29 protein-coding genes and 1 other annotated feature are annotated in these 26074 nt (G+C 48.5%); of the genes, 16 read left to right on the forward strand and 13 right to left on the reverse strand.

Going from position 1 to position 26074, the window contains the following annotated elements; genetic code table 11:
* Positions 1-1170, forward strand: coding sequence for a GNAT family N-acetyltransferase (locus tag ACTRXG_RS04980; protein WP_474284224.1), 1170 nt, complete (start codon positions 1-3; stop codon positions 1168-1170).
* Between the two features lie 18 nt (positions 1171-1188).
* Here the strand turns inward: ACTRXG_RS04980 and ACTRXG_RS04985 are convergent, their stop codons facing one another.
* Entirely contained in the window at positions 1189-2088 is a 900-nt protein-coding gene (locus ACTRXG_RS04985) for a COX15/CtaA family protein (protein WP_474284225.1), read from the reverse strand.
* Between the two features lie 316 nt (positions 2089-2404).
* Between ACTRXG_RS04985 and ACTRXG_RS04990 the strand changes: the two genes are divergently transcribed.
* Positions 2405-2896: a DUF420 domain-containing protein gene (locus ACTRXG_RS04990; protein WP_474284300.1), complete on the forward strand. Its 492-nt coding sequence runs from the start codon at positions 2405-2407 to the stop codon at positions 2894-2896.
* 31 nt (positions 2897-2927) lie between these two features.
* Here ACTRXG_RS04990 and ytvI read toward each other — a convergent pair whose 3' ends face one another.
* On the reverse strand, positions 2928-3992 hold the full coding sequence (ytvI, locus tag ACTRXG_RS04995) for a sporulation integral membrane protein YtvI (protein WP_474284226.1): 1065 nt from the start codon (positions 3990-3992) through the stop codon (positions 2928-2930).
* Between the two features lie 97 nt (positions 3993-4089).
* The gene (locus ACTRXG_RS05000; RefSeq protein WP_462865177.1) at positions 4090-4602 is read right to left on the reverse strand and encodes a PaaI family thioesterase; all 513 of its coding nucleotides are present in this window, start codon (positions 4600-4602) and stop codon (positions 4090-4092) included.
* Between the two features lie 128 nt (positions 4603-4730).
* On the opposite strand from ACTRXG_RS05000, the gene ACTRXG_RS05005 reads away from it, so the two are divergent.
* Positions 4731-5171, forward strand: a complete 441-nt coding sequence (locus ACTRXG_RS05005; RefSeq protein WP_474277215.1) for a YlbF/YmcA family competence regulator — start codon at positions 4731-4733, stop codon at positions 5169-5171.
* A 56-nt stretch (positions 5172-5227) separates the two neighbouring features.
* On the forward strand, positions 5228-5683 hold the full coding sequence (locus tag ACTRXG_RS05010) for an SRPBCC family protein (protein WP_474284227.1): 456 nt from the start codon (positions 5228-5230) through the stop codon (positions 5681-5683).
* Between the two features lie 19 nt (positions 5684-5702).
* Here the strand turns inward: ACTRXG_RS05010 and cbpB are convergent, their stop codons facing one another.
* A complete protein-coding gene (gene cbpB / locus ACTRXG_RS05015) occupies positions 5703-6149 on the reverse strand; it encodes a cyclic-di-AMP-binding protein CbpB (RefSeq protein ID WP_474260341.1) in 447 nt (148 codons plus the stop codon).
* 205 nt (positions 6150-6354) lie between these two features.
* Positions 6355-6663 (reverse strand): MerR family transcriptional regulator, encoded by a 309-nt coding sequence (locus ACTRXG_RS05020; RefSeq protein WP_022792668.1) that lies wholly within the window; start codon positions 6661-6663, stop codon positions 6355-6357.
* A gap of 401 nt (positions 6664-7064) precedes the next feature.
* Between ACTRXG_RS05020 and ACTRXG_RS05025 the strand changes: the two genes are divergently transcribed.
* Positions 7065-8432 carry an aspartate kinase gene (locus ACTRXG_RS05025; protein ID WP_474280328.1) on the forward strand — a complete coding sequence of 456 codons (1368 nt, stop codon included), beginning with the start codon at positions 7065-7067 and terminating at the stop codon, positions 8430-8432.
* A 47-nt stretch (positions 8433-8479) separates the two neighbouring features.
* Here ACTRXG_RS05025 and ACTRXG_RS05030 read toward each other — a convergent pair whose 3' ends face one another.
* Complete coding sequence (locus ACTRXG_RS05030; RefSeq protein ID WP_474284228.1) at positions 8480-9289, reverse strand: ion transporter; 810 nt, start codon at positions 9287-9289, stop codon at positions 8480-8482.
* Between the two features lie 90 nt (positions 9290-9379).
* Between ACTRXG_RS05030 and ACTRXG_RS05035 the strand changes: the two genes are divergently transcribed.
* On the forward strand, positions 9380-10369 hold the full coding sequence (locus ACTRXG_RS05035; protein WP_474284229.1) for an NAD(P)/FAD-dependent oxidoreductase: 990 nt from the start codon (positions 9380-9382) through the stop codon (positions 10367-10369).
* A 39-nt stretch (positions 10370-10408) separates the two neighbouring features.
* Here the strand turns inward: ACTRXG_RS05035 and proC are convergent, their stop codons facing one another.
* The 3 genes from proC to proB are packed head-to-tail and all read right to left on the reverse strand — an operon-like array spanning position 10409 to position 13616.
* Positions 10409-11239, reverse strand: coding sequence for a pyrroline-5-carboxylate reductase (gene proC, locus ACTRXG_RS05040; RefSeq protein WP_474284230.1), 831 nt, complete (start codon positions 11237-11239; stop codon positions 10409-10411).
* A complete protein-coding gene (locus tag ACTRXG_RS05045) occupies positions 11236-12498 on the reverse strand; it encodes a glutamate-5-semialdehyde dehydrogenase (RefSeq protein WP_474284231.1) in 1263 nt (420 codons plus the stop codon). Before ACTRXG_RS05045 ends, proC begins: the two co-directional genes overlap by 4 nt.
* A gap of 2 nt (positions 12499-12500) precedes the next feature.
* Complete coding sequence (gene proB, locus ACTRXG_RS05050) at positions 12501-13616, reverse strand: glutamate 5-kinase (protein WP_474284301.1); 1116 nt, start codon at positions 13614-13616, stop codon at positions 12501-12503.
* A gap of 53 nt (positions 13617-13669) precedes the next feature.
* Positions 13670-13872, reverse strand: a binding site (T-box leader).
* 82 nt (positions 13873-13954) lie between these two features.
* On the opposite strand from proB, the gene ACTRXG_RS05055 reads away from it, so the two are divergent.
* On the forward strand, positions 13955-14725 hold the full coding sequence (locus ACTRXG_RS05055; RefSeq protein WP_474284232.1) for an SDR family NAD(P)-dependent oxidoreductase: 771 nt from the start codon (positions 13955-13957) through the stop codon (positions 14723-14725).
* Here the strand turns inward: ACTRXG_RS05055 and ACTRXG_RS05060 are convergent, their stop codons facing one another.
* Positions 14726-16222, reverse strand: a complete 1497-nt coding sequence (locus tag ACTRXG_RS05060) for a phytoene desaturase family protein (protein WP_474284233.1) — start codon at positions 16220-16222, stop codon at positions 14726-14728.
* An 81-nt stretch (positions 16223-16303) separates the two neighbouring features.
* On the opposite strand from ACTRXG_RS05060, the gene ACTRXG_RS05065 reads away from it, so the two are divergent.
* The 5 genes from ACTRXG_RS05065 to ACTRXG_RS05085 all read left to right on the forward strand — a co-directional run bounded on the left by ACTRXG_RS05065 (position 16304) and on the right by ACTRXG_RS05085 (position 20056).
* A complete protein-coding gene (locus ACTRXG_RS05065; protein ID WP_474260356.1) occupies positions 16304-16576 on the forward strand; it encodes a YlbG family protein in 273 nt (90 codons plus the stop codon).
* 73 nt (positions 16577-16649) lie between these two features.
* Entirely contained in the window at positions 16650-17849 is a 1200-nt protein-coding gene (locus tag ACTRXG_RS05070) for an MFS transporter (RefSeq protein ID WP_474284234.1), read from the forward strand.
* Positions 17850-17864: 15 nt separating this feature from the next.
* The gene (gene rsmD, locus ACTRXG_RS05075) at positions 17865-18437 is read left to right on the forward strand and encodes a 16S rRNA (guanine(966)-N(2))-methyltransferase RsmD (protein ID WP_462865197.1); all 573 of its coding nucleotides are present in this window, start codon (positions 17865-17867) and stop codon (positions 18435-18437) included.
* Positions 18427-18921 carry a pantetheine-phosphate adenylyltransferase gene (gene coaD / locus ACTRXG_RS05080; RefSeq protein ID WP_462865198.1) on the forward strand — a complete coding sequence of 165 codons (495 nt, stop codon included), beginning with the start codon at positions 18427-18429 and terminating at the stop codon, positions 18919-18921. The genes rsmD and coaD overlap by 11 nt, the downstream gene beginning before the upstream one ends.
* 97 nt (positions 18922-19018) lie before the next feature.
* Positions 19019-20056: a SepM family pheromone-processing serine protease gene (locus ACTRXG_RS05085; RefSeq protein ID WP_474284235.1), complete on the forward strand. Its 1038-nt coding sequence runs from the start codon at positions 19019-19021 to the stop codon at positions 20054-20056.
* Here ACTRXG_RS05085 and ACTRXG_RS05090 read toward each other — a convergent pair.
* Positions 20053-21249 carry a nucleotidyltransferase gene (locus ACTRXG_RS05090; RefSeq protein ID WP_474284236.1) on the reverse strand — a complete coding sequence of 399 codons (1197 nt, stop codon included), beginning with the start codon at positions 21247-21249 and terminating at the stop codon, positions 20053-20055. The genes ACTRXG_RS05085 and ACTRXG_RS05090 overlap by 4 nt on opposite strands.
* Positions 21250-21418: 169 nt before the next feature.
* Here ACTRXG_RS05090 and ACTRXG_RS05095 point away from each other — a divergent pair, with 169 nt between their 5' ends.
* The gene (locus ACTRXG_RS05095; protein WP_474277239.1) at positions 21419-21961 is read left to right on the forward strand and encodes a YceD family protein; all 543 of its coding nucleotides are present in this window, start codon (positions 21419-21421) and stop codon (positions 21959-21961) included.
* A 54-nt stretch (positions 21962-22015) separates the two neighbouring features.
* Entirely contained in the window at positions 22016-22189 is a 174-nt protein-coding gene (gene rpmF / locus ACTRXG_RS05100; RefSeq protein WP_322524592.1) for a 50S ribosomal protein L32, read from the forward strand.
* Positions 22190-22254: 65 nt separating this feature from the next.
* On the opposite strand, the gene ACTRXG_RS05105 is transcribed toward rpmF, so the two are convergent.
* Positions 22255-22773, reverse strand: a complete 519-nt coding sequence (locus ACTRXG_RS05105; RefSeq protein WP_022792685.1) for an N-acetyltransferase — start codon at positions 22771-22773, stop codon at positions 22255-22257.
* Between the two features lie 222 nt (positions 22774-22995).
* On the opposite strand from ACTRXG_RS05105, the gene ACTRXG_RS05110 reads away from it, so the two are divergent.
* Both ACTRXG_RS05110 and bshC read left to right on the forward strand, forming a co-directional pair.
* The gene (locus tag ACTRXG_RS05110) at positions 22996-23379 is read left to right on the forward strand and encodes a DUF3397 domain-containing protein (RefSeq protein ID WP_474260825.1); all 384 of its coding nucleotides are present in this window, start codon (positions 22996-22998) and stop codon (positions 23377-23379) included.
* 33 nt (positions 23380-23412) lie between these two features.
* Positions 23413-25035 carry a bacillithiol biosynthesis cysteine-adding enzyme BshC gene (bshC, locus tag ACTRXG_RS05115; RefSeq protein ID WP_474284237.1) on the forward strand — a complete coding sequence of 541 codons (1623 nt, stop codon included), beginning with the start codon at positions 23413-23415 and terminating at the stop codon, positions 25033-25035.
* Positions 25036-25111: 76 nt separating this feature from the next.
* Here bshC and ACTRXG_RS05120 read toward each other — a convergent pair whose 3' ends face one another.
* Entirely contained in the window at positions 25112-26056 is a 945-nt protein-coding gene (locus tag ACTRXG_RS05120) for an IS30 family transposase (protein WP_474284238.1), read from the reverse strand.
* Between the last annotated feature and the right edge of the window lie 18 nt (positions 26057-26074).

The raw sequence follows: 26074 nt of genomic DNA on the forward strand, positions 1-26074 counted from the left end.
ATGGACATTCGCCGTATGAAAAAATCAGAAATTGATCAAAGTCTGGATCTGGCCCAATATGCTTTTCAAATTCATTTAACAGAAGAACAGCGCCGGGAGAGGCGGCGGACTATCGTTCCCCAGGATAACTGGGTCGCGGTCGAACGGGGCAAGGTCCTCTCTAAAGTAGCTATTTTCCCCACGGTAGTTTACCTTGGGGATGTGAAAATGCCGATGGGAGGAATTTCCGGTGTGGCAACATGGCCGGAAAAGCGCCGGGGCAGCCTGGTGCGTTCATTGCTGAAGGAAGCACTGGTGGATTTGAGGGACCGGGGGGTTCCGATCTCGATGCTTTATCCGTTTTCGACTTCCTTTTACCGGAAATTCGGCTGGGAGGTGTTCTGTGACACCAAGCACTGGACGGTGACGAAAAACGAGCTTCCGGATACTGGGGAGCCTGAAAAAGGCAGCATTCGCCGAATCTACCAGCAGGACTGGCAGATTCTCGACTATATCTATCAGAAGTGGGCGAAACAATATGCCGGCATGATTGCGCGGTCTGAACAGTGGTGGAAAAACCGGACGCTTCAGCGGAAAAAAGGCAATGCCGCTGTTTACACTGATGCGAATGGTTTTGACAGCGGGTACGTGCTGTATGAGGTAAAAGAGCAGCAGCTGACCGTGCATGAATTTGTGGCCTGGCATGAAGATGCCCGCAGAGAATTGTGGCGTTTTTTAGCGAATCATGATTCCATGATTGAAACTGCTAAAATTTCTCCAGTTATTGATGATCCCAGCCGTTATCTGCTGCCGGAGCCGAAAATTGAAGAAACGAGAAAAAGCTACTTTATGGCCAGAATTGTCGATGTATATCCATTTTTGCATCAGTATCCGTTGAATCTGCCGGTCGAGGAGTCTCTGGTGCTGCATGTGGAGGATGACTTCTGTGATTGGAACAATACGAGCTGGCAGCTGTATAAATCGAAAGAGGGCCGGACAGAAATTAAAGAAGTGCTCTCAAACCGCACCGGCATCGAACTTTCTATTAATACCTTAACCGCCATTGCTATGGGATATATCACTGTACGTGAAGCTGAGCGCACGTCGCTGGTGAAAGGAAATAAACAGCAGCTGGAGCTGCTTGACCGTGTTCTCCCGGGACTCACTCCATTTATGTATGACTTTTTCTGATGCAAAAAAGCAGGCCCTTTAATGATGAAGGCCTGCTTCTTTCTGCTTGATGTTATTGGAGTTGCTGGTAAGCTCTGATGATGAAAGGGCGGGACGCCTCGTAATAATCACGAGCATATAGGTCATAATAGTGAAAATAATGCTGATTGTCAGTGCGTGAATAAGCACTGATGTTAAATGAGGCGCTCCGAAAAGGAGAGCGATACCTGCGCCTGCCTGAACGAGTATTAAAACGAATGTCATTACACTCATAGCAGCAAGGGAAGTGTAGGCTCTGAATCGTTTCAGCGTCCAAATCATCAGAACTGCGACGACAATCATGAGAGCGACAGCAGCGCCGCGATGGATCCACCCGGCCATCTCTGATCCGCCGGAGTGCTTCACGTAGGCGCCGGTATAGATGACGGCGTAGGAATAGACGATAGTAGCGATCAGATAACTGCGGTAGCCTTTTGTTACTTTAGGCTGCAGCGACGGCTTCTCGTTATCCTCAAATGCCAGTATTGTGAGCATGATGACTGTGGCAAGTGAAATGGCACTGATGCCGAAATGGAGCGCGAGCACGAGACTCGAGTTGCCCCAGATGACAGCGCCGGCTCCCATTAATCCCTGAAAAATAATAAACAATACAGCCATCAGCGCCATAAATTTTGTCTCCCGTAAGTGGGAAAGCTTCACGGACGACCAGATAGCCAGAATAATAACAAAAAGTCCCATCAGTCCTGACCAGAGCCGGTGGCTGTATTCAATTATAGTGGCGACGGCAGGGTTGGAAGGTACCACTTCCCCAAAGCAAAGCGGCCAGGTGGCACCGCAGCCTTCCCCGGACCCTGTGTTAGTCACCAGAGCTCCCTGCAGCAGTACAATAAGCATGCCGATGGAAGTAATGACGCCAAATATGCGTAGTCCCCAGTGCAAAATAAGTCACTCCTTCAATATAAATGCAATTAAAAATTCCACGTTTTTCTTACATAATTAATCGTAGATTTCCAGCCTGAAAAAGTCAATTTTTAATACTGGTCCGCCCGTGAACAAATAATGAAATGTGAAAAATATGTGAAAGCAGCAATGGCAAAGAAAAAACGTTCACTGGATTGTTAATTCAGGGCTCTGCAAAAAGCCCTGGGATTTAGTATAATATAACCGCTACCAGAGAAGAGGAGGAATATACGTGTCGCATTTAAAAGCCGAAGAACAGAAGCGAACTAATCGTACGCACACGTGGATCGTGATAATGCTCAGCGTAATTATCAACGGGCTCGTCACGGTTTTGATTTTTGTAGAAGGCGGCGGGCAGACATTTAACGGCTTCGATTTGACCATTCTGCCGATGATGAATGCAATATTTAACAGCTTTACGACTGTATTTTTACTCGGGGCTTTATACTTTATTTTAAGAAAAAATATTAAGATGCACCGCCGGTTTATATACGGGGCATTCTCGACCACCGCTCTTTTTCTCGTTACGTATCTGGCGTACCACAGCCTTGCATCGAGCACGTCCTACGGCGGGGAAGGAATCATTCAATATGTGTATTACTTTATTTTGATCTCTCACATTATTTTGGCAGCATTGATCGTGCCGCTTTCAATCTATACATTTTTAAAAGGCTTTACGTATCAGGTGCAGAAGCACCGTAAAATTGCCCGTTGGACGATGCCGCTTTGGCTGTATGTGAGCATTACCGGTGTAGTGGTTTATTTCATGATCGCTCCGTACTATTAAGAAAAAGGAAAGCCCCGGCGGCTTTCCTTTTTTATACTCTGAAATTTAATTTAATGAGCCCTGCTTCCCGTGCAGAAGTAAAAGCAATAACCGTAAGCGGACCAACGATAAAGCCTACGACGCCAAGAAGGGTAAGCCCGAGATACAGGCTGATTAACGTGGCAAGCGGGGAGAGTCCAATATGGTGCCCCATTACTTTTGGCTCGACAGTACGGCGGATGATGAGCAGAACAATACCAAGCGCCAGCAGCTGTGTTCCAAGGACAAGGTCGCCGCTGATATACATATAGATAGACCACGGGGCGAGAATGGCGATCGAGCCGATAATTGGAATGAAGTCAACGGCCCAAATAATCAGACTCATCACAATCGCCACTTCGGGGATAAAAATCATCAATCCGATAAACGTAACGGCCAGTATAATTAAGCTGACCAAAAATTGGGCTTTGAAGAAGCCGAGAATCACTTCAGCGAGCCGGCTGGTCATGAATTGAAATTTTTCACCAGTTTCGGGCTTTAAAAAGGAATAGAATTTATCCTTCAGTCTTGGGAGATCGATCATAAATAAATACAGGGCAATCAAATAAACTAAAAACATAATTAAATAGCCGGGAATAGAAGCGATAACCGCCGTCGCCTGGTTCAGCAGATCGTCGCTTGCGATATTTTCCTGAAGCCCGGTAAGCATTTCGGCAATCCGGCTGTTGATCTGGTCGATGGTGTCCTGCGGCAGATTCCACTGCTCATAGCGGTTATTCAGGCCGGTTTGAATATTTTCCACGGTGTCCACAAGGTTGCTGATATATGTAGGGAGATTTTTGGAGAAAGCCACCAGCTGGGTAATCACCTGCGTAATCAACAAATAGCCGAGTAGAATCAACAGTAAAAGAAAAGCCGAGAAAACGATCATAACTGAAAACGGCCGCTTAATCTTAAGAGAACGCATAGCGAGTCGCACAGCCGGAGAGAGGGCCAGGGCTGTCAGCCACGCAAGAATAATAGGACCTGAGACTGGCAGAATAAAGTAAAGAGCGACAAGGGCAAGAACGATGCCGATAAACCGGAAAATATTTTTTTTTGTCAGCAGGGCGGTCACAGGGAAACTCCTTTCGTCAAAATGAAGCAGTATGTACGTGCTTTATTCATTATAATGTATTTAAACGGATAGTAGTAATAAATTAATGAACACTGGGTCAGGAGCGGGCAGCCTGTTTTAGATAAAAGGTTCCATCTGCTTTTGCAATAAGGCGGTTTTCTTCATCATAAACTGCGGCTTCGGCATAGGAGATCCGGCGGCCGACGGTGACTGGAGACGCTTTACAGGTAAGCTGTCTGCCGGTGCCGGCTGAAATAAATTGTACATGAATATCGATCGTTAAAATATCGCCTGGAACAGGAGAGAGCTCTGAAAGAAGCACCCCCATGGAATTATCCATGATTGTCGTCAGTACGCCGCCGTGAACGATACCGTGAGTATTATGCAGGCCGGAATGAACCGGAACCTGGGCGCAGAGCGTTTCTTCATCCTCCCAGTAGGTGGACGTATGCATTAAGTGTTCTACGCCGCTTCTGGCGTCTGAAGTATCCCAGTCGTGCAGCAGTTTAAGATAATGCCTGGTCAGCTCTTTCGCTTCCGGGGAGCCATCTGCCAGAATGCTTTCAAGCATCTCCTGTTCTGTCAGCTGGGGTGAATGTTTTTCCGTCATGTTTGTCATCCTCTCCGTAGTGCACTTCTTTTTATATTGTAGCAATAAGATAAAAAGCGAACAAATATGATGATTCGTTCTTCATAGAATCAGGGGATCCGTGATAAAATAAAAGCGGAGGTGAATGTATGTCTGTAATAGAAGCATCGACGTCTGTAGATATACTCGAGCAATCGGAACAGTTAGGATACATGGTTGTAGAGTCTGATATATATATCGAATATAAGGAAGCCAAAAAAGCGATGAAGGAAGATCCGGAGGCCCAGGAAAAAATTAATAATTTTTTAAGCTGGAAGGATCAGTACGAGGAAGTACAGCGCTTTGGGGCGTACCACCCGGACTATAAGACAACCGCCAAGCAGGTGAGAGTCGTAAAGCGGGAAATGGATATGCATGAAACAGTCATCCGGTACCGTCAGGCAGAAAAAGCGCTTGATAATTTACTGACGGAAATATCCACTCTGGTGGCAGAATCCGTATCATCTTCCATCAAAGTGCCGACAGGCAATCCGTTTTATGATAACCAGTCGTGCGGCTGTTCGACCGGCGGAAGCTGCGGCTGCTCCTGATAAACATAAAACCTCCTCTTTTAGGGTATAACTCCTTTAAAGAGGAGGTTTTTACTATGTTTAAAGGTGTGTTTGAAGCCCAGACCGTAGTGCCTGCTTCCAGAGAAGAAGTCTGGAATTACTTTCAGGACCCGGTGCAGCTTGAAGAGATGACACAGTTTCCTGAAGTTGAGGTGGAAGCCTCCGGGAAAGCTGAAGCAGGCGCGGAGATCCGGCTGTACCTTTATTTTGGTCTATGGAAAACGGTATGGGATTCGGTTATTACTTACGTGGATGAGCCGAGCTCGTTTCAGGATGAAGGGAAAAAGCTGCCTTTTCCGTTTACGGCATGGAAGCATACTCATACTTTCCAGGAGCTTGGGCCGCTTACGGGAGTTCATGATTACATCGAATTTGAGTCAGTAGTACCGGCATGGATGGTGAAGTGCTTTTTAGGAGGAATGTTTAAAAGCCGCAAAGCCTTTGTAGTAAAACAGTTTAGTACGGAAAATAAAGGAAGCTCCGCTTTTTAATCAAAAAGCGGAGCTTCCTTTAATCAGACTGAAATTCGCGGTGGACCATAACGAGAATAGCCCGCCGTGTAATGAGACCAACAAAGGCACCTTCATCATCTTCAATACATACAAATGGATGATTGATAGAAAGCGTCAATGCCTTCCCAAAGTTATCATCTACGTTCATTTTCGGAACTTTTTCCGACATGACCGTTTCCACCGTATGCTCATGGAGCTTATCCATTTCGATGCGTTCTGTGCCGAGGATCGTATCAAGTACCTGGGCCTTGCTGATCTGGCCCTGTACACGGTAATGTGTATCTAACACCGGGACCGCAGTGTAACCGGATTTAATTAGTATCAAAAGCGCATGGTCGAGGGGATTGACTGCCTGTACATGGGCTACTTTTTCGTGGCCGATGATCAGCTCAGCTATTTCCTGATCCATAATATTTGTGTTTTTTAACTCATGAAGCACTGTCATCACATACTTTCATTGATTTCTCATAAAGCAAAAGAACGATAACTACAACACAGAGATATAAAGACATGTTGAATAATAAAAGGATTTCAAGGTTTCGTCAAGTTCCAAAAAACGCAATTAATGGTAATCTAGGCGCTTTTAGGCAGACCAAAGACAGCTGTTGGTTCAAATCGACTCAACAGCTGTCTTTTGGAATGAAATGGAATCAGCCTTTTCGCATATTGAAGGCTGCGTTCAACTGGCCGCGCAGCATTCTTTCCCGCAATTCTTTGTTTTTCATTTTCTTTTGTTCCATGCGGCGGATTTCAAATGTCTGCATACCGTCTTCCATTTTTTCTGCAATATCGAGGAGCCGTTCTACATCCAAAAAAGAATATTTCCTGGTCCCGCCGGAAGTGCGGTCAGGGTAAATCAATTTACGTTCTTCATAGTAGCGAATTTTTCTTTCGGAAAGTCCGGTTAATTCGCTCATAACTCCAATCGTAATTACTTTTTTGTCTTTATATGACGACATAGTTTGCTCCCCTTTTCATCTCTTTTGTAAGCTAATATACCACAATAACTTTTTTATGTATGGTTGTTTGTTAGATTACCTCACATAACAGAGAAATGAAAATGTGAAATCAATGCTTAAACCTGCGAAAAGGGGGGGATTAATAGATAAATGACTATAGGCTACCAATTGAAAGTAATTGCTATGGATTACGCGTATGCAACGGACCACGGGTTCTTTCACATAAGAATCGGGTCAAACGGGCTTTAACCATGTATATTACTGATTGTTGACGGATAAAACATGTGATAATCTATTAATTGTGAAATTTTTGAACAATTCACATCATAATAACAAAGCAGGAAATATACACGAATGATATTTATACAAAGACTGGAAATAATGACAGGAGTGACAGGAAAATGAAAGTAGCTAAATTTGGCGGAAGTTCTCTGGCAAGTGCAGAACAGATAAAAAAGGTGGCGGATATTGTAGCGACGGATGAAGACCGCAGGGTGGTAGTAGTATCTGCGCCCGGCAAAAGAAGCGGCGAAGATACGAAAGTAACAGATTTATTAATCGCCCTCGCCGAAGCCTGCCTGGAGAATTCCGGGGTGGAAGAGGCCAAAAACAGAGTACTGGAACGCTTCCGTAGTATTACAGCCGAATTGAACCTATCAGACGACATTATCGCAACTATTGAAAGTGATATTGAGGCCCGTATTCAGTTCAGCAAAAGTAATGAAGGACGTTTCGTTGACCAGATGAAAGCCGGCGGCGAAGATAATAACGCTAAGGTAGTGGCAAGGTATCTTCAAAGCATCGGCACTGTGGCCGAGTATGTTAACCCAAACGATGCCGGCCTGTTTGTAAGCGACACCCCCGGAAATGCCCAGGTGCTGAACGAGTCCTACGACCACATTTATAAGCTGCGCGAGCGCGAAGGAGTAGTAGTATTTCCAGGATTCTTCGGCTATTCGAAAGAAGGGGATCTCGTCACCTTTTCCCGTGGAGGGTCGGATATTACCGGCTCCATTCTGGCTGCGGGAGTACAGGCTGATCTTTACGAAAATTTCACAGATGTGGACTCGGTATTTGCGGCCAATCCCACAGTGGTGGACAGTCCTTGCGCGATTAAACGGATGACCTACCGTGAAATGCGGGAGCTTTCCTATGCAGGATTCGCTGTTTTTCATGATGAGGCACTCATTCCGGCTTTTCGCAAAAAGATTCCGGTCTGCGTGAAAAACACAAATAACCCGCATGGAAGCGGGACGATGATCATTTCGGAACGGGAATATTCATTGAATCCAATTATCGGCATTGCGGCAGATAAAGGATTTGAAACTATCTACGTACGCAAATACTTAATGAACAGAGAAGTAGGTTTTGGCCGCCGGCTGCTTGCGATTATTGAAGACGAAGGCGTTTCGTATGAGCACATGCCGTCAGGGATCGATGACACGTCCATCATTATCGAAGAAGGCCAGATGTCCAAAGAAAAAGAAGAGCGTATCATTGAGCGGATCATGAATGAACTCGATGCAGACGATGCTTACATTGAAAAAGGATACGCGATGATTATGCTCGTAGGCGAAGGCATGCATGAGACGGTGGGCGTAGCTGCCCGCGCGACCCGGGCATTCTCCGAAAAAGGCATTAACATTGAAATGATCAACCAGGGCTCATCTGAAGTGTCACTCAGTTTCGGGATTGCTGAAGGGCATGTTGATGAAGCCATCCGCGGTTTATATGAAGAATTTTTCAGCACGAAAGAAATACTGCAGTAAAAATAAAGAGGGCGGCCACGGGGCTGCCCTCTTTTGTACATAAAAAGCTAATCCTTTTGTTTTTCTTTTAGAAGCTGTTTAATATCGCTCAGCTCGCTCTCCATGTGATCAAGCTGCTTCTGCAGCTTGTCTTCGCTTTCTTCGGCTTCCGCTTTTTCAACGTTGCTTACAATGACGCCGACAAACAGGTTAAACACAACAAACGTTCCGACGAGCACAAAGGAGACAAAATAAATCCAGCTTAATGGATTCGTTTCAGCGATTGGGCGCATGACTGCACTTGCCCACGACTCGAGGGTTACGACCTGAAAGAGTGTCAGTAAGGACTGGAAAATGTCTCCGAAATACTCAGGGGCCGTGTCACGATAAAGCATTGTGCCAATTACGGCATACACGTAAAAAATGATGCTCATCAGAATCATAATATTCCCTAACGAAGGGATGGTGCGGAGCAGAGCGTCCACAAGCCGCCGCAGGGAAGGAACAACTGTGATGGCCCGGAGCACCCGTAGGACCCGGAGCACCCGTAGGACAGTAATAAAAGCTGAACCAGCGAAAATGTGACCAGCTGCTACAATGAAGAAATCAAACCAGTTCCAGGGAGAACGGAAAAAACGATAGGAGGGGAAAACACCTAAAAACCGGATGATAACCTCGATGGTAAAAAGCCAGAGAAGTATGTAATTTAACACAGAAAACGTATTTTCGTAACGCCCGTATAAGGTTTCAGAGGTTTCAAGCCCTACGAGGAGTGCATTAAATAAAATAAGTGTCGTTACAACAGCAGTGAAAAACGGCTGATCCAAAATGACAGCTAAACGCTGCCGAAAACGGGTAAAGGTAGATATCTCGCTCATAGGTAGACTCCTTTAAAAAGATGTGAACCGCTTTGATTGTACAGAAAAAAATGGACGAAGAAAAGAAATAGCTGTGTAAGGAGGAATTATATGAACCCGGATGTCATTATTATTGGTGCCGGCCTCGCCGGATGGAGCGCGAACCGCGAGCTTGAAAAGCACGGCCTGCGCACTGTGGTTGCAGAAAAAAGCAGAGGGCTTGGCGGGAGAATGGCGACACGAAGATTGAACAACAGCCGTGCGGACCACGGGGCTCAGTTTTTCACTGCCAGAAGTCAGTCGATGAAAGAGACAGTAAAAGAATGGGAAGCGGCGGGATACATACGTAATTGGAGCAACGGGTTTATTCAGCTCGAAAACCTTGAGCAGGAGCAGCATTTTCAGGGAGACGGACACCCGAGATATGTTGGGCGGGCCGGGATGGCACCGCTGATGAAAAATTTATGGAAGGGAAAAACGATAGAAAAGGAAACAAAAATTACGACAATCGTGCCCGGGGAAGAAGGCTGGGTACTTCGTGCAGATACTAACCAAATGGAAGCGCGGGCGGTACTTTTAACTTCCCCGGTGCCGCAGTCCCTGGATATGCTGCAAAACGTTCCCGGAGAGCGCAGGTGGGAAGAGGATCTTTCTTCTGTCCGCTATGATCCGTGTTTATCTGTAATGATCGAATATGACGGGGAGAGTCCTCTTATAGCGCCGGGAGGCATCCAGACCAGGGACCCGAGAATTCAGTTTGTCGGCTGTAATCTTCAGAAAGGCATTTCTGATTCCTGCGTTCTAACCGTGCACGCTGAAGGTGAATGGTCAAGGGAGCACTGGGACGACACCGATGAAGTTTTTGCCGAAGAACTGACCCGTATTGCGGGGCCGCTTTTGGACCGCAAAAAAATAATGAAGATCCATCCGAAGCGATGGCGTTACGCGAAGCCGGTACATATGTATCCGGACCGTTCAAGGAGCTATGATTCGCCGTATCCACTTGCATTTGCAGGAGACGCGTTTGGAGAAGGGAAAGTGGAAGGAGCTGTTTTAAGCGGAAAGGATGCAGCAGGGAAAATTATTTCGCTGCTGCAATAAAAAAGCAGGAGCCGGGGCCCGGTTCCTGCTTTTCTTTCATTAATCTCCAATGGAGCCGGATCGCTTCGAAGCCTCTTTCATGGCTTCTAAAAAATGCTTCTGGACTCTGTGCTTTTCAAGATGGGTGAAAGCCGCTTCCGTCACTCCATTTGGACTTAGTACTTCCTGATACAGTTCATGCGGTTTTTTGTCAGCATCGAGGTAGCGAAAAGCCGCCCCTTCCATTGTGTGAGCGATAATATTTTTTGCTTCCTCAGGCTCAAAGCCGGATTCGGCCGCCATTGCCTCCATCGCTTCCAAAAAATAATAAAAATAGGCAGGGCCGCTTCCGGCAATCGCGGTGAAACCGTCGATGTCCTGCTCGGAAATCGTGTGCACGCTCCCAACTACCTGGAACAGCGATTCTGCAAGGTCAAGGTCCTCGTCAGTGGCATAGGTGCCTGCACATATAGCCGTTGTTGACGCGCCGACGTGAGCGGAAGTGTTTGGCATCGAACGGACTACCGGTATCTCCTGTTCGACGAAGGATTCAAGATCACTTAAAGAAATACCGGCCAGGACGCTGATCAAAAGCTTATCCTTTGTCAGTTCGCCGGCAAATGACTGGACGACCGCTTCGGCGTCTTTTGGTTTGACGGCAAGAACGACGATGTCCGCCGCTTTCACAGCTTCTTTATTATCAGTTTTGACCTGGATGCCGTACTGCTCCTGCAATCGCTTCTGCTTATCCACAGACGATTTAACCGTTCCAAGTACGTTCGCCGGTTTGACCAGCTCATGGCGCAGAAGACCTGAAAATATAGCTTCTGCCATCGAGCCGGAGCCGATAAATGCAATGGTTTTCTGCTGTAGGTTTGTTTTTGTCATCATTTGATCTGCCCATCTCCGTGAATTAAATATTTGTAGGAGGTGATTGCCTTCAGTCCCATTGGGCCGCGGGCATGCAGCTTCTGGGTGCTTACTCCAATCTCTGCCCCGAACCCGAATTCAAATCCGTCGGTGAAGCGGGTGGACGCGTTATGATAAAGAGCAGCCGCATCAATCTGCTGGAAAAACTTCCGTTTATTTTCCGCGGATTCTGTAACAATTGCCTCAGAGTGATACGTCGTGAACGTATTGATATGCTCGATGGCTTCTTCCGTATTCTGTACGGTTTTCACCGAAACGATCATATCCAGGTATTCGGTATTCCAATCCTCATCAGTGGCGGGCTCCACATCGCCGTGCAGCTTTTGCACGCCGTCGTCCCCGCGGATAGTCACTCCATGTGCAAGCAGTGCATGCACCAGTGATTCACCGTGGGCGTTAAGCCAGGACTGGTGAACAAGAATGGTTTCAGCTGCATTGCAGACAGAAGGGCGCTGCGTTTTGGCGTTAACGGCAATCTGCACCGCTTTGTCGGCTTCGGCGGTTTCATCAATAAAAATGTGACAGTTGCCGACGCCGGTTTCAAGCACCGGCACGGTGGACTGATTCACTACAGTTTTTATTAAATTAGCACCTCCGCGCGGAATCAGCACATCCAGATAATCATTCATCTGAAACATTGTCGTGGCAGCCTCTCTTGACGTGTCGGAGGCAAGCTGCACCGCTTCCTTCGGAAGGGAGGTTTTTGCCAGAGCCTCCCATATAGCGTCCATGACCGCCTGGTTTGACTGAAAAGCGGAAGAGCTTCCGCGTAAAAGAACGCCGTTGCCGGTTTTTAAAGCAAGAGCGGCTGCGTCAGCCGTCACATTTGGACGGGCTTCGTAAATCATGCCGATCACGCCGAGCGGCACCCGGATGCTTTCCATTTTCAGGCCGTTCGGCCGGGTCCAGGATTCAATGGTTTCACCGATAGGATCTTCAAGAGAGGCGATCTGCCGGCAGCCATCAGCCATACCTGCGATGCGTCCCGAATCAAGCGTTAGACGGTCAAGGAGGGCGGGGGATAACCCATTCTTTCTGCCTGCTTCAAGGTCCTGGGCGTTCGCTTCAAGAATAAAAGGTTCTCTCGTTTCAAGTTCGTCGGCGATAAGTGCAAGTGCCTTGTTTTTTTCTTCGGTAGAAGCGACAGCGACACGTTTCGCTGCTTTTTTAGCTGCTTCTCCCTGCATCCGCATCTGGGTGCTGATTTGTGTTTGTTCCATGTTTATCTCTCCCTTACAGTAGTAATCCAGTTATCCCGGTGGATGACTTCTGATTTTGACGTTAATGTAAACGAGGCTGCTTCGGCCGAGGATTTTCCTTTAACAGCCTGCAGCTCCTTGGCACTCATGTTCACCTGTCCCCGTCCGAGCAGCTGGTCCTTCTGGTCATACACATCGACAACATTCCCGGGGGAAAAGTGGCCCTGGACATCGACGATGCCTGCAGGGAGCAGGCTTTTTCCTGAGCGAAGCAGCGCTTTTGCCGCTCCATCGTCAACTGTTAAGGCACCGGCAGTAACAGAGTGGAGGCCGATCCACTGTTTTTTATTGTTTATTACATCGCCGCCGGGCACCCCTATATAGGTGCCGTCCCCTTTGCCGCTGAGGACGTCTTCGAGTCGGTGGCCGCTGCCGAGTCTGCCGACAAATACCCGGGTGCCGAGTCGGATGGCTGTGCCGGCTGCTTTTAGCTTGGACCTCATACCACCGGTACCGACAGAGGAGCTGGATTCACCGGCCTGATCCATTAGGTCGTTCGTGATGGACGGGATGAAATGATATTTCTTGGCTTCTGGATCTTCGTTTGGGTTCTTATCGTAAATGCCGTTGATATCTGTTAATATCAGCAGTGTATCTGCATGCACAAGTCCAGCTACAAGTGCTGACAGCATGTCATTATCCCCAAACGTAAGTTCATCGACAGCGATAGAGTCATTTTCGTTAATAATGGGAAGCACCTGGCGGTGAAGGAGCTCGGTAATAGTAGAGTGAGCATTCTGGTACTGGCTGTGATTGGCAAAATTTTCACGGGTCAAAAGCAGCTGGCCGCAAGCGATATTTACTCTGCTGAATTCTTCGTTATACGCCTGCATCAGCTGGCTCTGCCCGACAGCAGCGGCAGCCTGTTTACCGGCAGTCGTAACCGGACGGGACGGATAGCCAAGGTCGTAAAAGCCGGCAGCTACGGCCCCGGAGCTGATCAAAATAACTTCGTTTCCTGCCTGTCGCAGCCGGATGATTTCATCTGCATACTGCTTCAGCTTTTCCCTGCTTAAGCTTCCCTGCTGATTCGTTAAAGAACTGCTCCCGATTTTAACTACGACCCGTTCTTTTTTCATTGGAACCACCTGTCTTATTCGTTCTGATTGCATATAAAAAACCCCTTCGCCTGTAAAAGGACGAAAGAGTTATCCGCGGTACCACCTTTAGTTGAAAAGACTGCGTCTTTTCCGCTCATGTCCATTAACGCAGGACCGCGTCCTAAAGGAAGCTCACGGACAGGTTCAGGCAAAACAAATTCCGGCATAGCTTTCAGCTCGTGGCTATGCTCTCTGTCGGTGCTTTGTCCTACTATTTCCGTTTCACAGCTTTTGTACTATTCAGCTTATTTGTGATTACTATTATGTAAAGTGCCAGGTAGTTTGTCAAGTTTTAATACGTCTGGGAGGAAGATTAGTTGAAAACAATTATATTAACAGGAGCAAGCAGCGGTATTGGCAGAAAAACGGCAGAAAAGCTCGTGCAAAACGGAGAGACGGTAATAGGTATCGGAAGGAACACGGAGCAGCTGCAGGCAGCAGAAGAAGAATGGAAGGGGTATCCCGGGAAGTTTGCAGCCTGGACGATGGATGTTGGGGTAATAGAAAACGCGGCAAAAGAAATGAAAAAAATCACTGGTATATACGGAAGCCCGGACGTCCTCATTAATAACGCCGGTACAGGGAAGTTCGGGGAACTGGAGCAACTGAGCATAAAGGACTGGGAGCAGATGATAGATACAAATGTAAAAGGAAACATCGCCATCACTCAGGCGCTGCTTGCTGAATTAAAACAGACGGGCGGACATATCGTTTTCACAGGCTCAACCGCAGGGATTATAGGCACACCCAAAGCGACCGTTTACGCCGCAAGCAAACGTGCTGTGCTTGGATTCGCCGAAGCGCTGCGCCTGGAGACGGCCGGAACGGGGGTGCGGGTTTCGGTATTAAATACCGGGCCGGTGAGAACTGATTTTCACGACCGCGCAGATCCGAGCGGGAAGTATAAGCGTTCGGTTGAACAGATAGCCCTATCCTCCGAAAAAGTAGCCGGACAGCTGGTGAAGCTGGTGGAGAAGCCGAAGCGCACGGTGTTTATGCCCCGGTGGATGAAAGTCCTCAGTACGCTGTACCAGCTGTGGCCTTCAGCAATAGAAAAAATCGGACGCAGGCAGTTCCACCGCAAATGATCACTGCTGTCGTTCAAGAGCGGCAAAGGATAGGCCGCTGATCGATTCAAATACATGAATGCCGCTCATGGTTACGGCCATCGTACTGGCACCTGGAAAAATGGAATCTCCGCAGAACCATATGTTTTCAAGCGGGCTTCGGTGGGATAATGGCTGAAAAAACGTGTTTTTCCTCGTCTGCGGGAATCCGCCAACCATCCCGCGGGGTCGTTTAATGTAGCGTTCCCAGGCGTGCGGGGCTCCGGGAAGGATCCGCTCCGGCTCGACCGGCAGGCCGGCTTCCTGAATCTTTTCCACAAGCGCCCTGGTGGCTGCTGACTTTTTTTCTTCATACAAGGACAGATCCTCCCAGTATTCGGGCGGTGTGTGAGTGGAGACGGTAAACGTATGCTCACCTTCGGGAGCCCGGAGACGATCATCCGGCGCTGATAATGAATAAAATAAATGGCTTGAAATGCCGGGAAGCTTCTGGTCCCAGAGCAGCTGGTGAAATAGCGCTGCGGGCGGCTCTGACGGCTTGCAGACGCCGTACATAGAAAAAGTACTCCAGATCGGCGTTTCGGATTTGGTCTGCCAGCGCCGGGTGAATTGTCTTCGCTCTTCAGACCGAAATAGAGGCAGGGCGGCCTGGACAGGGATGTTTAACACCAGGTGATCGGCGCTGCTCTTCCGGTCCCGGTGATCAATAACCGTCCAGGTACCGTCATCGTTCCTTTCCACAGCCTGAATGCGGCGGCGCTTTTGCATAGAAGCTCCGTGACGCTCACCCGCTTCTTTTAACTTTTCTGCCATACGGTACAATCCGCCGTATACATAGGAAGCACCCTGATGGTATAAATCGAGGGCGTACAGTCCAAGCAGGGCAGGGGCATGGCGGCTGCTTGTCTGCAGGCTGTCCAGAAGCTGCCCGTCAATATACTGGTGTACCTCGGTATCCTGCAGACGGTAGTGCCGCAGCACATCCTCGGTGGAGGCAGCGAGCCAGCGGACAGCACCGAGGATACCGGGCCGCAGCGCCCGCACAGAACGAATGAAATCAGCGGGCTTTTGCATTGGAAGAACCGGAAGGTGGTGGATCAGCTTCCGGAGCTCCTCCCCCACCCGGAAAATATAGCGGTATAACGAGCGGATACTGGCTGCCGAGGATGGAAACAGCCCACAAAGAGTATCGATATGCTTTTCCCGGGAAGAGTAAAGAGGCAGAGTAAAAGAAGGAGCGTGAACCTGCATAATGGTCTCCAGGCTCTCGTGTTTTGGAATTGGCTCGCCGAGGTGGCTGAAAACCCGGTGGTGAAGCCCGTCCGGCTGCTGCAGACCGAGGCCGAGAGTGGTGCCGACAGGAAACAGGTGCGGCTTGTGTGTGAACTTGCCGGCGCAGCCGCCCCATTCATTGGAAGCTTCAAACAAAGTGACGTCACAGTGGTGGCGGGCGAGCAGGGCGGCTGTTGTAAGACCGCCGAAGCCTCCTCCGATAACAATTACAGATGGTCGGTTCATGTTACTCCTCCTAGACAGCATTGCCCTTTTTTCTCCTGACATGCTAGACTTAACGAAAATCACGCGAAAGGATGTGCTTTCATGCATCAGCCGAGAATTGGCATAGCCGTTTGGATTAAATCTGTCAAACAGGCGAGACAGCTGAGAAAGTACGGATTAGTGCACTACGTTTCCAAACAAATGAAATACGCGGTAATATATGTGGATCAGGAAAATGTGGATACGGCTATAAGCCAAATTGGAAATCTCGGTTTTGTGGAAAGGGTGGAGCGTTCGGAAAAACCATTTATTCCGCTAGAATACCACAAGGTCGAAAAAGAAAGCCAACCGCAGGATGACAGCATAGGAATATAAATAAGCCACCTTTTATTGTTCGAAGGGAAACGCTGTTTTATAATAAGGGAGGCAGAAAGAAGGGACCTCTCTCATGGTAAGATGGAGAAAAAATTTATATATATTAATGGCTGCCCAATTTTTCGTAATGGCAGCCATGACGATGATCGTTCCATTCCTGCCGCTGTATCTGCAGGAACTTGGAGTGACAGACCCTGGGCAGATAAGTATCTGGTCAGGTGTTATTTTTGGCGTCAATTTTTTAACGGCTTTTTTATTTGCCCCGCTCTGGGGTAAAATTGCAGACAGACAGGGCCGTAAGCTGATGGTGCTTCGTTCCGGCTTCGGTATGGCAATCGTAATGGTACTGATGGGATTTGCCACCGGTCCGTGGAGTTTGTTTTTTCTGAGAATGCTGAACGGGACCATCAGCGGTTTTATTCCGGCTTCGATCGCGCTCGTGTCCACGAACACACCGAAGGAATATGTGGGGCGTGCGCTCGGTATGCTGCAGTCGGGCACGGTGGCAGGAACGATCTGCGGTCCGCTGATCGGCGGCCTGCTTGCAGACGCGTTTGGCTTCCGGGCTATATTTAACATTACCGGACTAGGCATCGCCGTGGCCGCGGTTGCCGTTTTGTTTTTAGTGAAGGAAGATTTCGAGAAGCCGGAGCAGGTGGAGAAAACGAAAACGAGTGATGATTTCAAAAGGATTGCAGGCGTACAGCCTATGATCCCTCTGTATACCGTTATTTTTCTTGTGCAGTTCGCGCTGATCGGAGTGAATCCGCTCATTTCCGTGTTTGTTGGAGAGCTGAGCGGCAGAGAGGACAATGCTTTTTACGCTGGTCTGGCTGTGGCCTCCCTGGGGGTGGCGAACATGCTTGCTTCGCCAAAGCTTGGTAAACTCAGCGATACGAAAGGAGCGCAATATGTGCTGTTCGGTTCATTAATCGGCGCAGTGCTTCTTTCTATACCGCAGGCCTTCGTAACAAACCTTTGGCAGCTGATTGCTGCACGTTTTTTTGTTGGTTTGTGTCTCGGCGGCCTTTTGCCGGCCGCTAACACGCTAATACGCCAGCTGTCCCCACAGGGGATGGAAAGCAGGGCATACGGATTTTCCAACAGCTTTTTGTTTCTTGGAAACATGCTTGGACCGGCTGCTGGAGGGCTGATCAGCGCCGCTCTTGGTATGCGCGGTTTGTTTTTAATCAGCGCCGCCATATTGGGGGCTGCTGTCTTTGTCATGTATACAAAAGTGATTCCGAAGCTGGCGCAGCGCACAGAATCGTAGAGTGAGGCGAAACGTATGAGAGTGATAGCAGGGGAACTTAAAGGACGAAGGCTGAAGGCTGTGCCGGGAACCGGCACAAGGCCGACGTCAGATAAAGTAAAAGAGGCATTGTTTCATAAGCTGGGCCCCTTTTTTTCTGAGGAGGAAACGGTCCTCGATCTGTTCGCCGGAACCGGGAACCTCGGAATTGAGGCGCTCAGCAGAGGCTGCAGTTCAGCTGTTTTTGTCGACAAAGCCCAGAATGCGGTCAGGACCATCCGGGCCAATATTGACGCTTTTGCGCTTGGTGCCCGGACAGAGGTTTACCGTTCAGAAGCATCTAAAGCCCTGGAACGTCTCGAGGCCCGGGGGCGGCAGTTCGATTTGATTTTTTTTGATCCTCCTTACGCAGAAGAAAAAGCAGGTCAGCTGGTGAAAAAGGTACTGGACTGCTCTATGCTAAAAGAAAACGGCATGCTTATATGGGAGCATGCCACCGCAAAATCGGCAGCGTTTGACGGACGTCTGTCTGTATTCGCAGAAAAAAATTACGGTGATACCACACTTACAATATTGCAGCTGACAGGAGGCGCTAACAATGGCGAATAAAGCAATTTATCCAGGAAGCTTTGACCCGGTTACCAACGGCCATCTGGATATTATCGAACGGGCGTACAATGTATTTGATCATGTGGTAGTGGCAGTACTGCATAACCGGAAAAAAGAGCCGTTCTTTTCCATTGACCAGCGTGTGAAGCTGATAGAAGAATCAGTCAAGCACATGCCAGGGGTGGAAGTGGATGCTTTTCACGGGCTTTTAGTGGATTACGTAAAAGAAATAAAAGCTGATACGATCGTAAGAGGCCTCCGGGCAGTGTCTGATTTTGAATATGAAATGCAGGCAGCGTCAATAAACAGAAAGCTCGAGCCCGGCGTGGAGACGTTTTTTATGATGACAAATCACCAGTACTCTTATCTGAGCTCGAGTATTGTAAAGGAAGTGGCGGAATACGGTGCAGATGTATCCGGGCTTGTGCCTGCGCACGTGGAAGATGCGCTCAAAAAGCAGTTTGAGAAGAAAAACCGGGGGTAGAAGCCCGATTCATTGCAATTTCCCTTCCATCCTTCGTATGATGAATAATAATTGTTTATAAAGGATGAAGAACATGTATCGCACCGGAAGCAGGAAAATGCGGAGGATTATTACTGCAGCTGTCATAGCAGCTGTGGTGCTTATATTAACCCAGGTGCCTCTCCCGTACTATTATATACAGCCAGGTTCGGCAGCCAGCCTCTCCCCGGTAGTCGAAGTGGAGCAGGGGGCAGAGGAATCCGGTGAAATGTATTTAACGACTGTTTTTCAACAGGGTGCTACACCGGCACTTGCTTTATGGTCAGTATTTTCTCCTTACCGCGAGCTTTCTCCAAAGAATTCCTATCAATTCGAAGATGAAAGTGATGAGGAATTTTTTGAACGCCAGCGTCAGGTAATGGAGAGCTCCCAGGAGTCTGCAGAAATAGCAGCGTATGAAGCGGCCGGGAAGACTGTCAATGTAGAATACCGAGGAGTAAGGGCTTCGGACTTTATCGAAGGAATGGACGCGGCAGAAAAGCTGGAGGAGGGCGACCTGATCCAGGCGGTCAATGGCACGGATATCCAGACGCTTGAGGAATTAAACAGTGAGATTGCAAATGTGGAAACAGGTGATAAAGCAACCATCACTTTTCAGCGTAATAACAGGCAGATGGAGGCAGAGGTTGCAGTGGAATCGTTTCCGGCTTCGACCGGGGAGGAGGAAAACTCCGGTCTTGGAATATTGTACCCCTATACGGAAAGGACCGTTTCGCTTGATCCCGGGGTTACGATCGACGCAGGTTCTATCGGAGGGCCTTCTGCGGGTCTGATGTTTGCGCTTGAAGTATACAATCAGCTCACAGAAGAAGATCTTACAGGCGGCGAGAAAATTGCCGGTACCGGCACCATTGACGAGCAGGGCGGTGTCGGCCCGATTGGCGGAATAGATAAAAAAATTGTGGCGGCGGATAAAGAAGATATAGATGTCTTTTTTGCGCCTGCGTCAGACATGGCGTCTCCCTCCAATTATGAAATTGCCAGGCAGACGGCGGAAAGTATCGGGTCAGATATGGAAATCGTACCAGTGGAGACACTTGACGAAGCCTTAAACTACCTAAAAAACGATTTGAAAGTAGCTGAAAGCAAACCTTAGAAAAGCAGCAGGGGCGGGAGGTCGTAATCCTTCCGCCATTCTTTCTGCCTTTCAGCAGGCGGAAGTAAAAGCGCATAAGCATTATCAGCCCGTTCGCCGATGGCCAGCTGCGGTGTTTTTTTACTGCTCATTTTCGTATAAAGAGGAACGGATATATGTTTTTTTGCCTGGTTTAAATAGAATCTTCCCTGCTCATTCATGCCCAGAACCCGGATGTGATCAACATTCCGTCCGTCAGAGGCGGCAGAGGCTTCATCTTTTGTCAAACCGGTTAATATATGCACAGCGGTACGCTGAAGGCGTGTCAAAGTATAACGCTTTGTTTTTACGAGGTGCAGCCACTGGTCGAAAGCGGCTGCTTCCTTCATCAGCCGCTTCATACGGTTATGGAGGCCCTCGGACATATCATAGTGGGAAGCAAGCTCTGTGTCGGAGGCAGCTACCACCTTGGCCTGCAGAACAGCAAAATAATCCTCCCAAAACCGCAGGCGTGGGAGTCGGGTAAGAATGCGCCTGGAGGCTTCAGGGATAAACGAACTGATATCCTCCCCGCGCTGAAGCATCTGCCGGAGGCTGGTGGCGCTTGCGATAGACGAGTCCTGTGGAGAGATATCGTGATAGGAAGCGCCCTTTCGTTTGACAGTGTCGATCCGGAGCTCCGGGTAAGCCTGTGCTGCAGCTTTTGTATAATGGAAGCCGAGAATATTGTTTGGCTGGCTTAAGTCCGGCAGGGAGCCCGGAGCCTCTAAGTCCCTGTAGGCCAGTTCGTTGGCTTTAGCATAGCTGCATCCTCCCTGAATATGAAAGCGTACGCGTTCATCAAAATGGTCCCGGTGCGCGTAAAGAAAATCGACAAGCTTTATAAATGGAGCGGATTCTCCATGCTCGCTGCCGAAGTTTAAATCGGTAACCCCGAGCTCTCTGCAGATGGAAACAGCCCCGGCAGCAAATATGTCAGCATGCTGGCAGGCAAACATATAAGGAAGCTCGATAACAAGGTCAGCCCCGCTCGAGATCGCCATTTCCGCCCGTTCCCTTTTAGGAACGAGAGCGGGTTCGCCCCTTTGTAGAAAAGGGCCGCTCATAATACATACGATCACGTCGGCCTTACTCTGGTCTGCAGCCTGTTCGAGGTGATACAGGTGGCCGTTATGAAAAGGATTGTATTCGACAACCACTCCTAGAACATTCATTATAAGTCCGCCTTTCACGTAGGGTATTTCGGGAGATATCGCTTTTCACGTTTCTTTATTCATGATACGATGTTTTTCGAGAGTTCAAAAGGGTTTACTGTAAAGAAAAAATGTTGACAAAGAACGTTACGATGGATATAATTACTCTTGTTGTCTGGAGGTGGATCCGATGAAATGGGGTATCCAGCAGTTACTTTCAAAGAAGCACGAACAGTCGTTTAACATCGAAGATGAAGCAGATGTTTCAGAGATGATTGAACGCGATAAAGAGTTACGGGATATTAGTGCTGTGCATGTGCAGGGCGAAGGGACAATCGTTGAAGAAACCTTTCAAGTACACCTGCGGTTAACAGGAACGATGATACTTCCATGTGCGCGCACGCTCGCGGACGTCCATCATCCGTTTGATGTGGAAATGTTTGAAGCATTTCGGCTGGATGGAATGCCGGCGGACGAAGAAAACATTAATGAACACGAGCCAGAAGATGGTTTTGTCGATCTTCTCCCATATATTAAAGAAAACATTTTCCTTGAAATGCCGTTCAGAGTCTTCGCGAAAGAGGGGGACGGTGAGCCGCTTGCTCCTCAGAGCGGAGATAACTGGCGGGTAATCTCGGAGGATGAATTAATAAAGGAACGGGAGCAGGAAGCTCCTAAAGTTGATCCGAGAATGGCTGATTTATCGAAGTATTTCGATAAAGGCTCCAGCTGATCCAAAATCATTCACTGGTTGAAATAATCTTTATCTTATAAGGAGGTGGGAATCATGGCAGTACCTTTTAGACGTACTTCTAAGACCCGTAAACGTATGCGCAGAGCTCATCATAAAGTAGCAGTACCAGGTATGGTAGAATGTGAACAATGTGGAGAGCAGAAACTATCTCACCGCGTGTGCAGAAATTGCGGTTCTTACAAAGGCGAAACAGTTGTAGAAAAGTAATAAAAAAAGCAGGGAGCCGGAGACGGCGTCCTGCTTTTTTTATATAAGCACTGAGGAATCGGATACTACGACTCAGTATCGGAAAGAGGTGGTTCGGCAGTTAATTCTTCTGCTTTTTGCGGCTGTACCCCTTTTGGATACCATACGTATGGATTTTCACCACGATCTCTGACCGGGTTGTATTCTGCGGGTTCAAAGCCCATTTTTAGCCAGAAATCATCCGAACGCTGACGTGCGTTTGTTTTCACCGGCAGTTCAAAGCTTTTTGCATAGTTGACAAGCTCCTCTCCAAAACCGCGTCCCCGGTAAGGCTCGAGTACTTCGAGTTTCCAAAGCTCAAGGTAGTCCTGGGGAGGGTCAAAGAAGCGGTCGTATTTGCCGGTAATTGTATATAAACACATACGTGCAACCAGCCGGTCTCCAAAATAAATGCCGTAAAATGGAGAACGGCTGTCGTTTTCCATAATGTTTTCTTCGAGCTCTTCCTGCATGGAAAGCTCCTGAGCGCCAACTTCTTTAAAGTTTTGAAATTCTTCTAATGTCTTGTAGTTTATGAGTAATGGTACAACTTCTATTCCGCTCATGCGATTGGCCTCCTTCACTAATAACTTCCAACTTCATTATACACGAAAACGTTTTAAATCGAAAAGTGAAAAGTCGGTGTCCCTGATCGTCCAATGCTACTAGTCCGGAGAGTAGAGATATGCTAAAATGCTTGAGACATCTAAAATTCATCAATAATATTGATGTTTAATGTGATAGAGTTAAGAAAATGCGAGCAAACTGGATGAGGGAAAGTGACAAATATGCTACAGCAGATATATGGATGGTTAATGGAAGCAGCTCTGGCCTTTCCGCCGGCTTTTTGGTACATAGCCTATCTGGTCACGGCAAAATTAACGAAAAGAAAAACATACGCCTTCCGGGCTGCCTGTGATTCCACTACATTGTTGTTCATCGCTTCGGTGCACAGATGGTCAAGTGATCTGTGGAACGAATCCTACCTGTGGGTTATTTATTTAGTGATTCTGGCCAGTGCCGTAGTGATATCCATCATTCATTATCATTCCCGGGAGGAGTTGGAATTTTTTCGGGTGCTGAAGGGCATATGGAGATGCAGCTTTTTTATATTTACGGCAGGGTATGTCCTGTTAGCCGGATACTGGGTGTATCTGCAGTTCACGGCATAGAACGGAGCAAGGCATAAAGGATGGTAGTTTGATATGAAAGTGCTGTACGATCAACCAATAGATAACAATCATTTTTTGCATGACTATCAAAAAGGACAACCCAGTGCCAGGCAGCTCTTTCATTACGCTGGAAATACACAGGGGGTGCAGGACCGGCTTCGTTATTTAGACGGCCGGTCTTTTGAACGCCAGCGTTTAAAGCAGCTTCTGCAGAAGTATAATGACAGCCTGCACTACGGGGGAAGGGCGGTTACAGCCCTCGAAAAACTTGAAAACGAAGAAACCGTCATTGTAGCCGGCGGCCAGCAGGCCGGGATGCTTACCGGTCCGTCTATGGTTATATCCAAGGCTGTATCGGTAATTAAGCTGGCAGAGCAAGAGCAAAAGAGGCTGGAGCGTCCAGTGCTTCCTTTGTTTTGGATCGCGGGCGAGGACCATGACTGGGAGGAAGTAAACCATGTCAATTTTCCGGTCGAAGGACATCTCGGCAAAACAAGATTTGAGGGTAATTTTCTGCCGAATGTACCTGTCTCGGAACAGCCGTTTGATCCAGAGGAAGCGCAAGCATTTGTGGAAGAGGCCTTTTCAAAGCTCCGGGAGACTTCGCTTACAAATGAATTAAGAAACGAAGTGAATGAACTGGTGCGTGGTTCAGCATCCTGGTCCCAGTTTTTCGCAGAAATGATGCGCTGGCTGTTTAAAGATACGGATCTCATCATGATGGACCCGCAGCAGCCGGAATGGAGAGAATTGGGAGCGCCATTGTTTCAAAGCCTGCTCTCTGTACCGGAAAAAATAAATGAAGCTGTTTACCAGGGCTCAGCTGAAAGGGCGGCAGCGGGATACGGAGCTGTCGAAGGCATTAATTTTGACAGCGGCCACTTGTTTTTTCATATAAATCATGTGCGGCACCTGCTTGAATATAAAGACGGGGCCTGGCGGAGCCGGAGATCAGGAGAAACAATCGAAACGGGGGAATTACTGGAAGAAGCAGTACACGCCCCCTTTCGTTTCAGTACTGATGTAGTGACCCGGCCGCTGATGCAGGAGCAGATGCTTCCGATTCTTCATTTCGTGGCAGGCCCGGGGGAAATACAGTACTGGTCTCTTTTAAAGCCATTGTTTGAAGCATTGGGTTTGCGGGTGCCGATTGTACAAAAGCGCATGGAAATACATTATGCCACCCGGCAGGTACAGCAGGCAGCTGAAAAAGAACATATTCCCTTCAGGGAGCTGCTGAATTTGCCGGCACTCGAACAAAGGCTTCAGAAGGTGAAACATGCTGCCCTTGAAGTGGATGGCAAAGCCAAAGCGGAACAGGTAATGGAAGAAATGAAAGAAGCGCATGCCGCTCTTGCTGACGCATGGATTCGGCAGTTTCCTTCACAGGAAAGTTTTGCAGAAGAGAACTGGCGGAGGATTGAAAAAGAAGTCCGTTATCTAGGCGACCGGCTGGATGCGGAACAGGAGCGTACCGTTCAGGTTCACGTACGGCGGCTCGAATTGATTATCGGTCAGCTCTACCCGCGCCGGGAGCCGGCGGAACGGCAGGTGAACATTTTGTTTATGCTGAATGAATTCGGCGGTTGTCTTCCATCACAGGTTTTAGCTGGAACAGAGTGGAAAAGCGGCCGGCAGAACATTATATTACTGTAGCATCTTCGTGCTGATTTATACGATATCCGGCTGAAAGCTTCCCGAAATAGCGGGAAGTTTTTTTTGTCTTAGATTGTCAATTTAAGTGCAACACTTCTTCTTGAAACACTTCTTCCGTGGTTTTCCCATGTAAACAATTTCTGGGACGGCGGTGAATCAGCCCGGTCACGTAGTCCACTTCCTGTTGGGTCAGACGAGCCAAATCCATGCCCTTCGGGAAAAATTCCCGGAGAAGACCGTTGGTATTTTCATTGGTTCCCCGTTGCCAGGCAGCATAGGGATCGGCAAAGTACACGGGCACGCCCCGAGCTTCCAGTGTGGGAAAGCAGGCAAACTCCTTGCCCCGATCCACGGTCATGCTTTCAAAGACCCCACGGGGGTACTTCTCCATTAGCGTTTCCACGGTGGCAGCCACAGTCCCGGACCGCCGGTCCGGCATCCGGACAGCCAACAGGTACCGGCTCTTGCGTTCGGTGAGCGTCACCAGGCAGCCTTTGCTTTTACCACGAGAGGACACGATCGTATCCATTTCCCAGTGTCCGAAGGTTTCCCGGGTGTCTACAACGGCAGGACGTTCGTCGATGCGCCGGCCGACCGTAAAGCGGCCTCTGGTCTCCCGCGCTTTCTTCCGTTTGCCTTTTTGGCGGAGGCAGCGCAGATCTCCTTGAGCCAACAGTTCCTGATACAGCCATCGATAGATGGTCCGGCATCCCACCGTTATCTTCGGGGCGTACCGGGCAATTTGTTCAGGCGACCAGGTGGCGTGAAGATGACGGCTGATAGCCTGAAGCAACTCGGGCGTGGCTTTGCCTTTCCGCCCGCAGGCCTGTCGCCGCTGATGATAAGCCTCCTGCGCCTGGGCGGCCTGATACGTATCGGAAGATGCCTGTCGCCGGCGTTCCCGGGAAATGGTCGATGGATGACGACCCAGGAAAACTGCGATCCGCCGAATGGACCAGCCGAGGCTCGTTAGAGCCTCTAGTTGCCCACGTTCGATCATGGTAAGATGAGAGTAGCTCATGGTATCCCTCCGTGTGAG

The organism is Marinococcus sp. LNSP9103-4, from assembly GCF_056034345.1.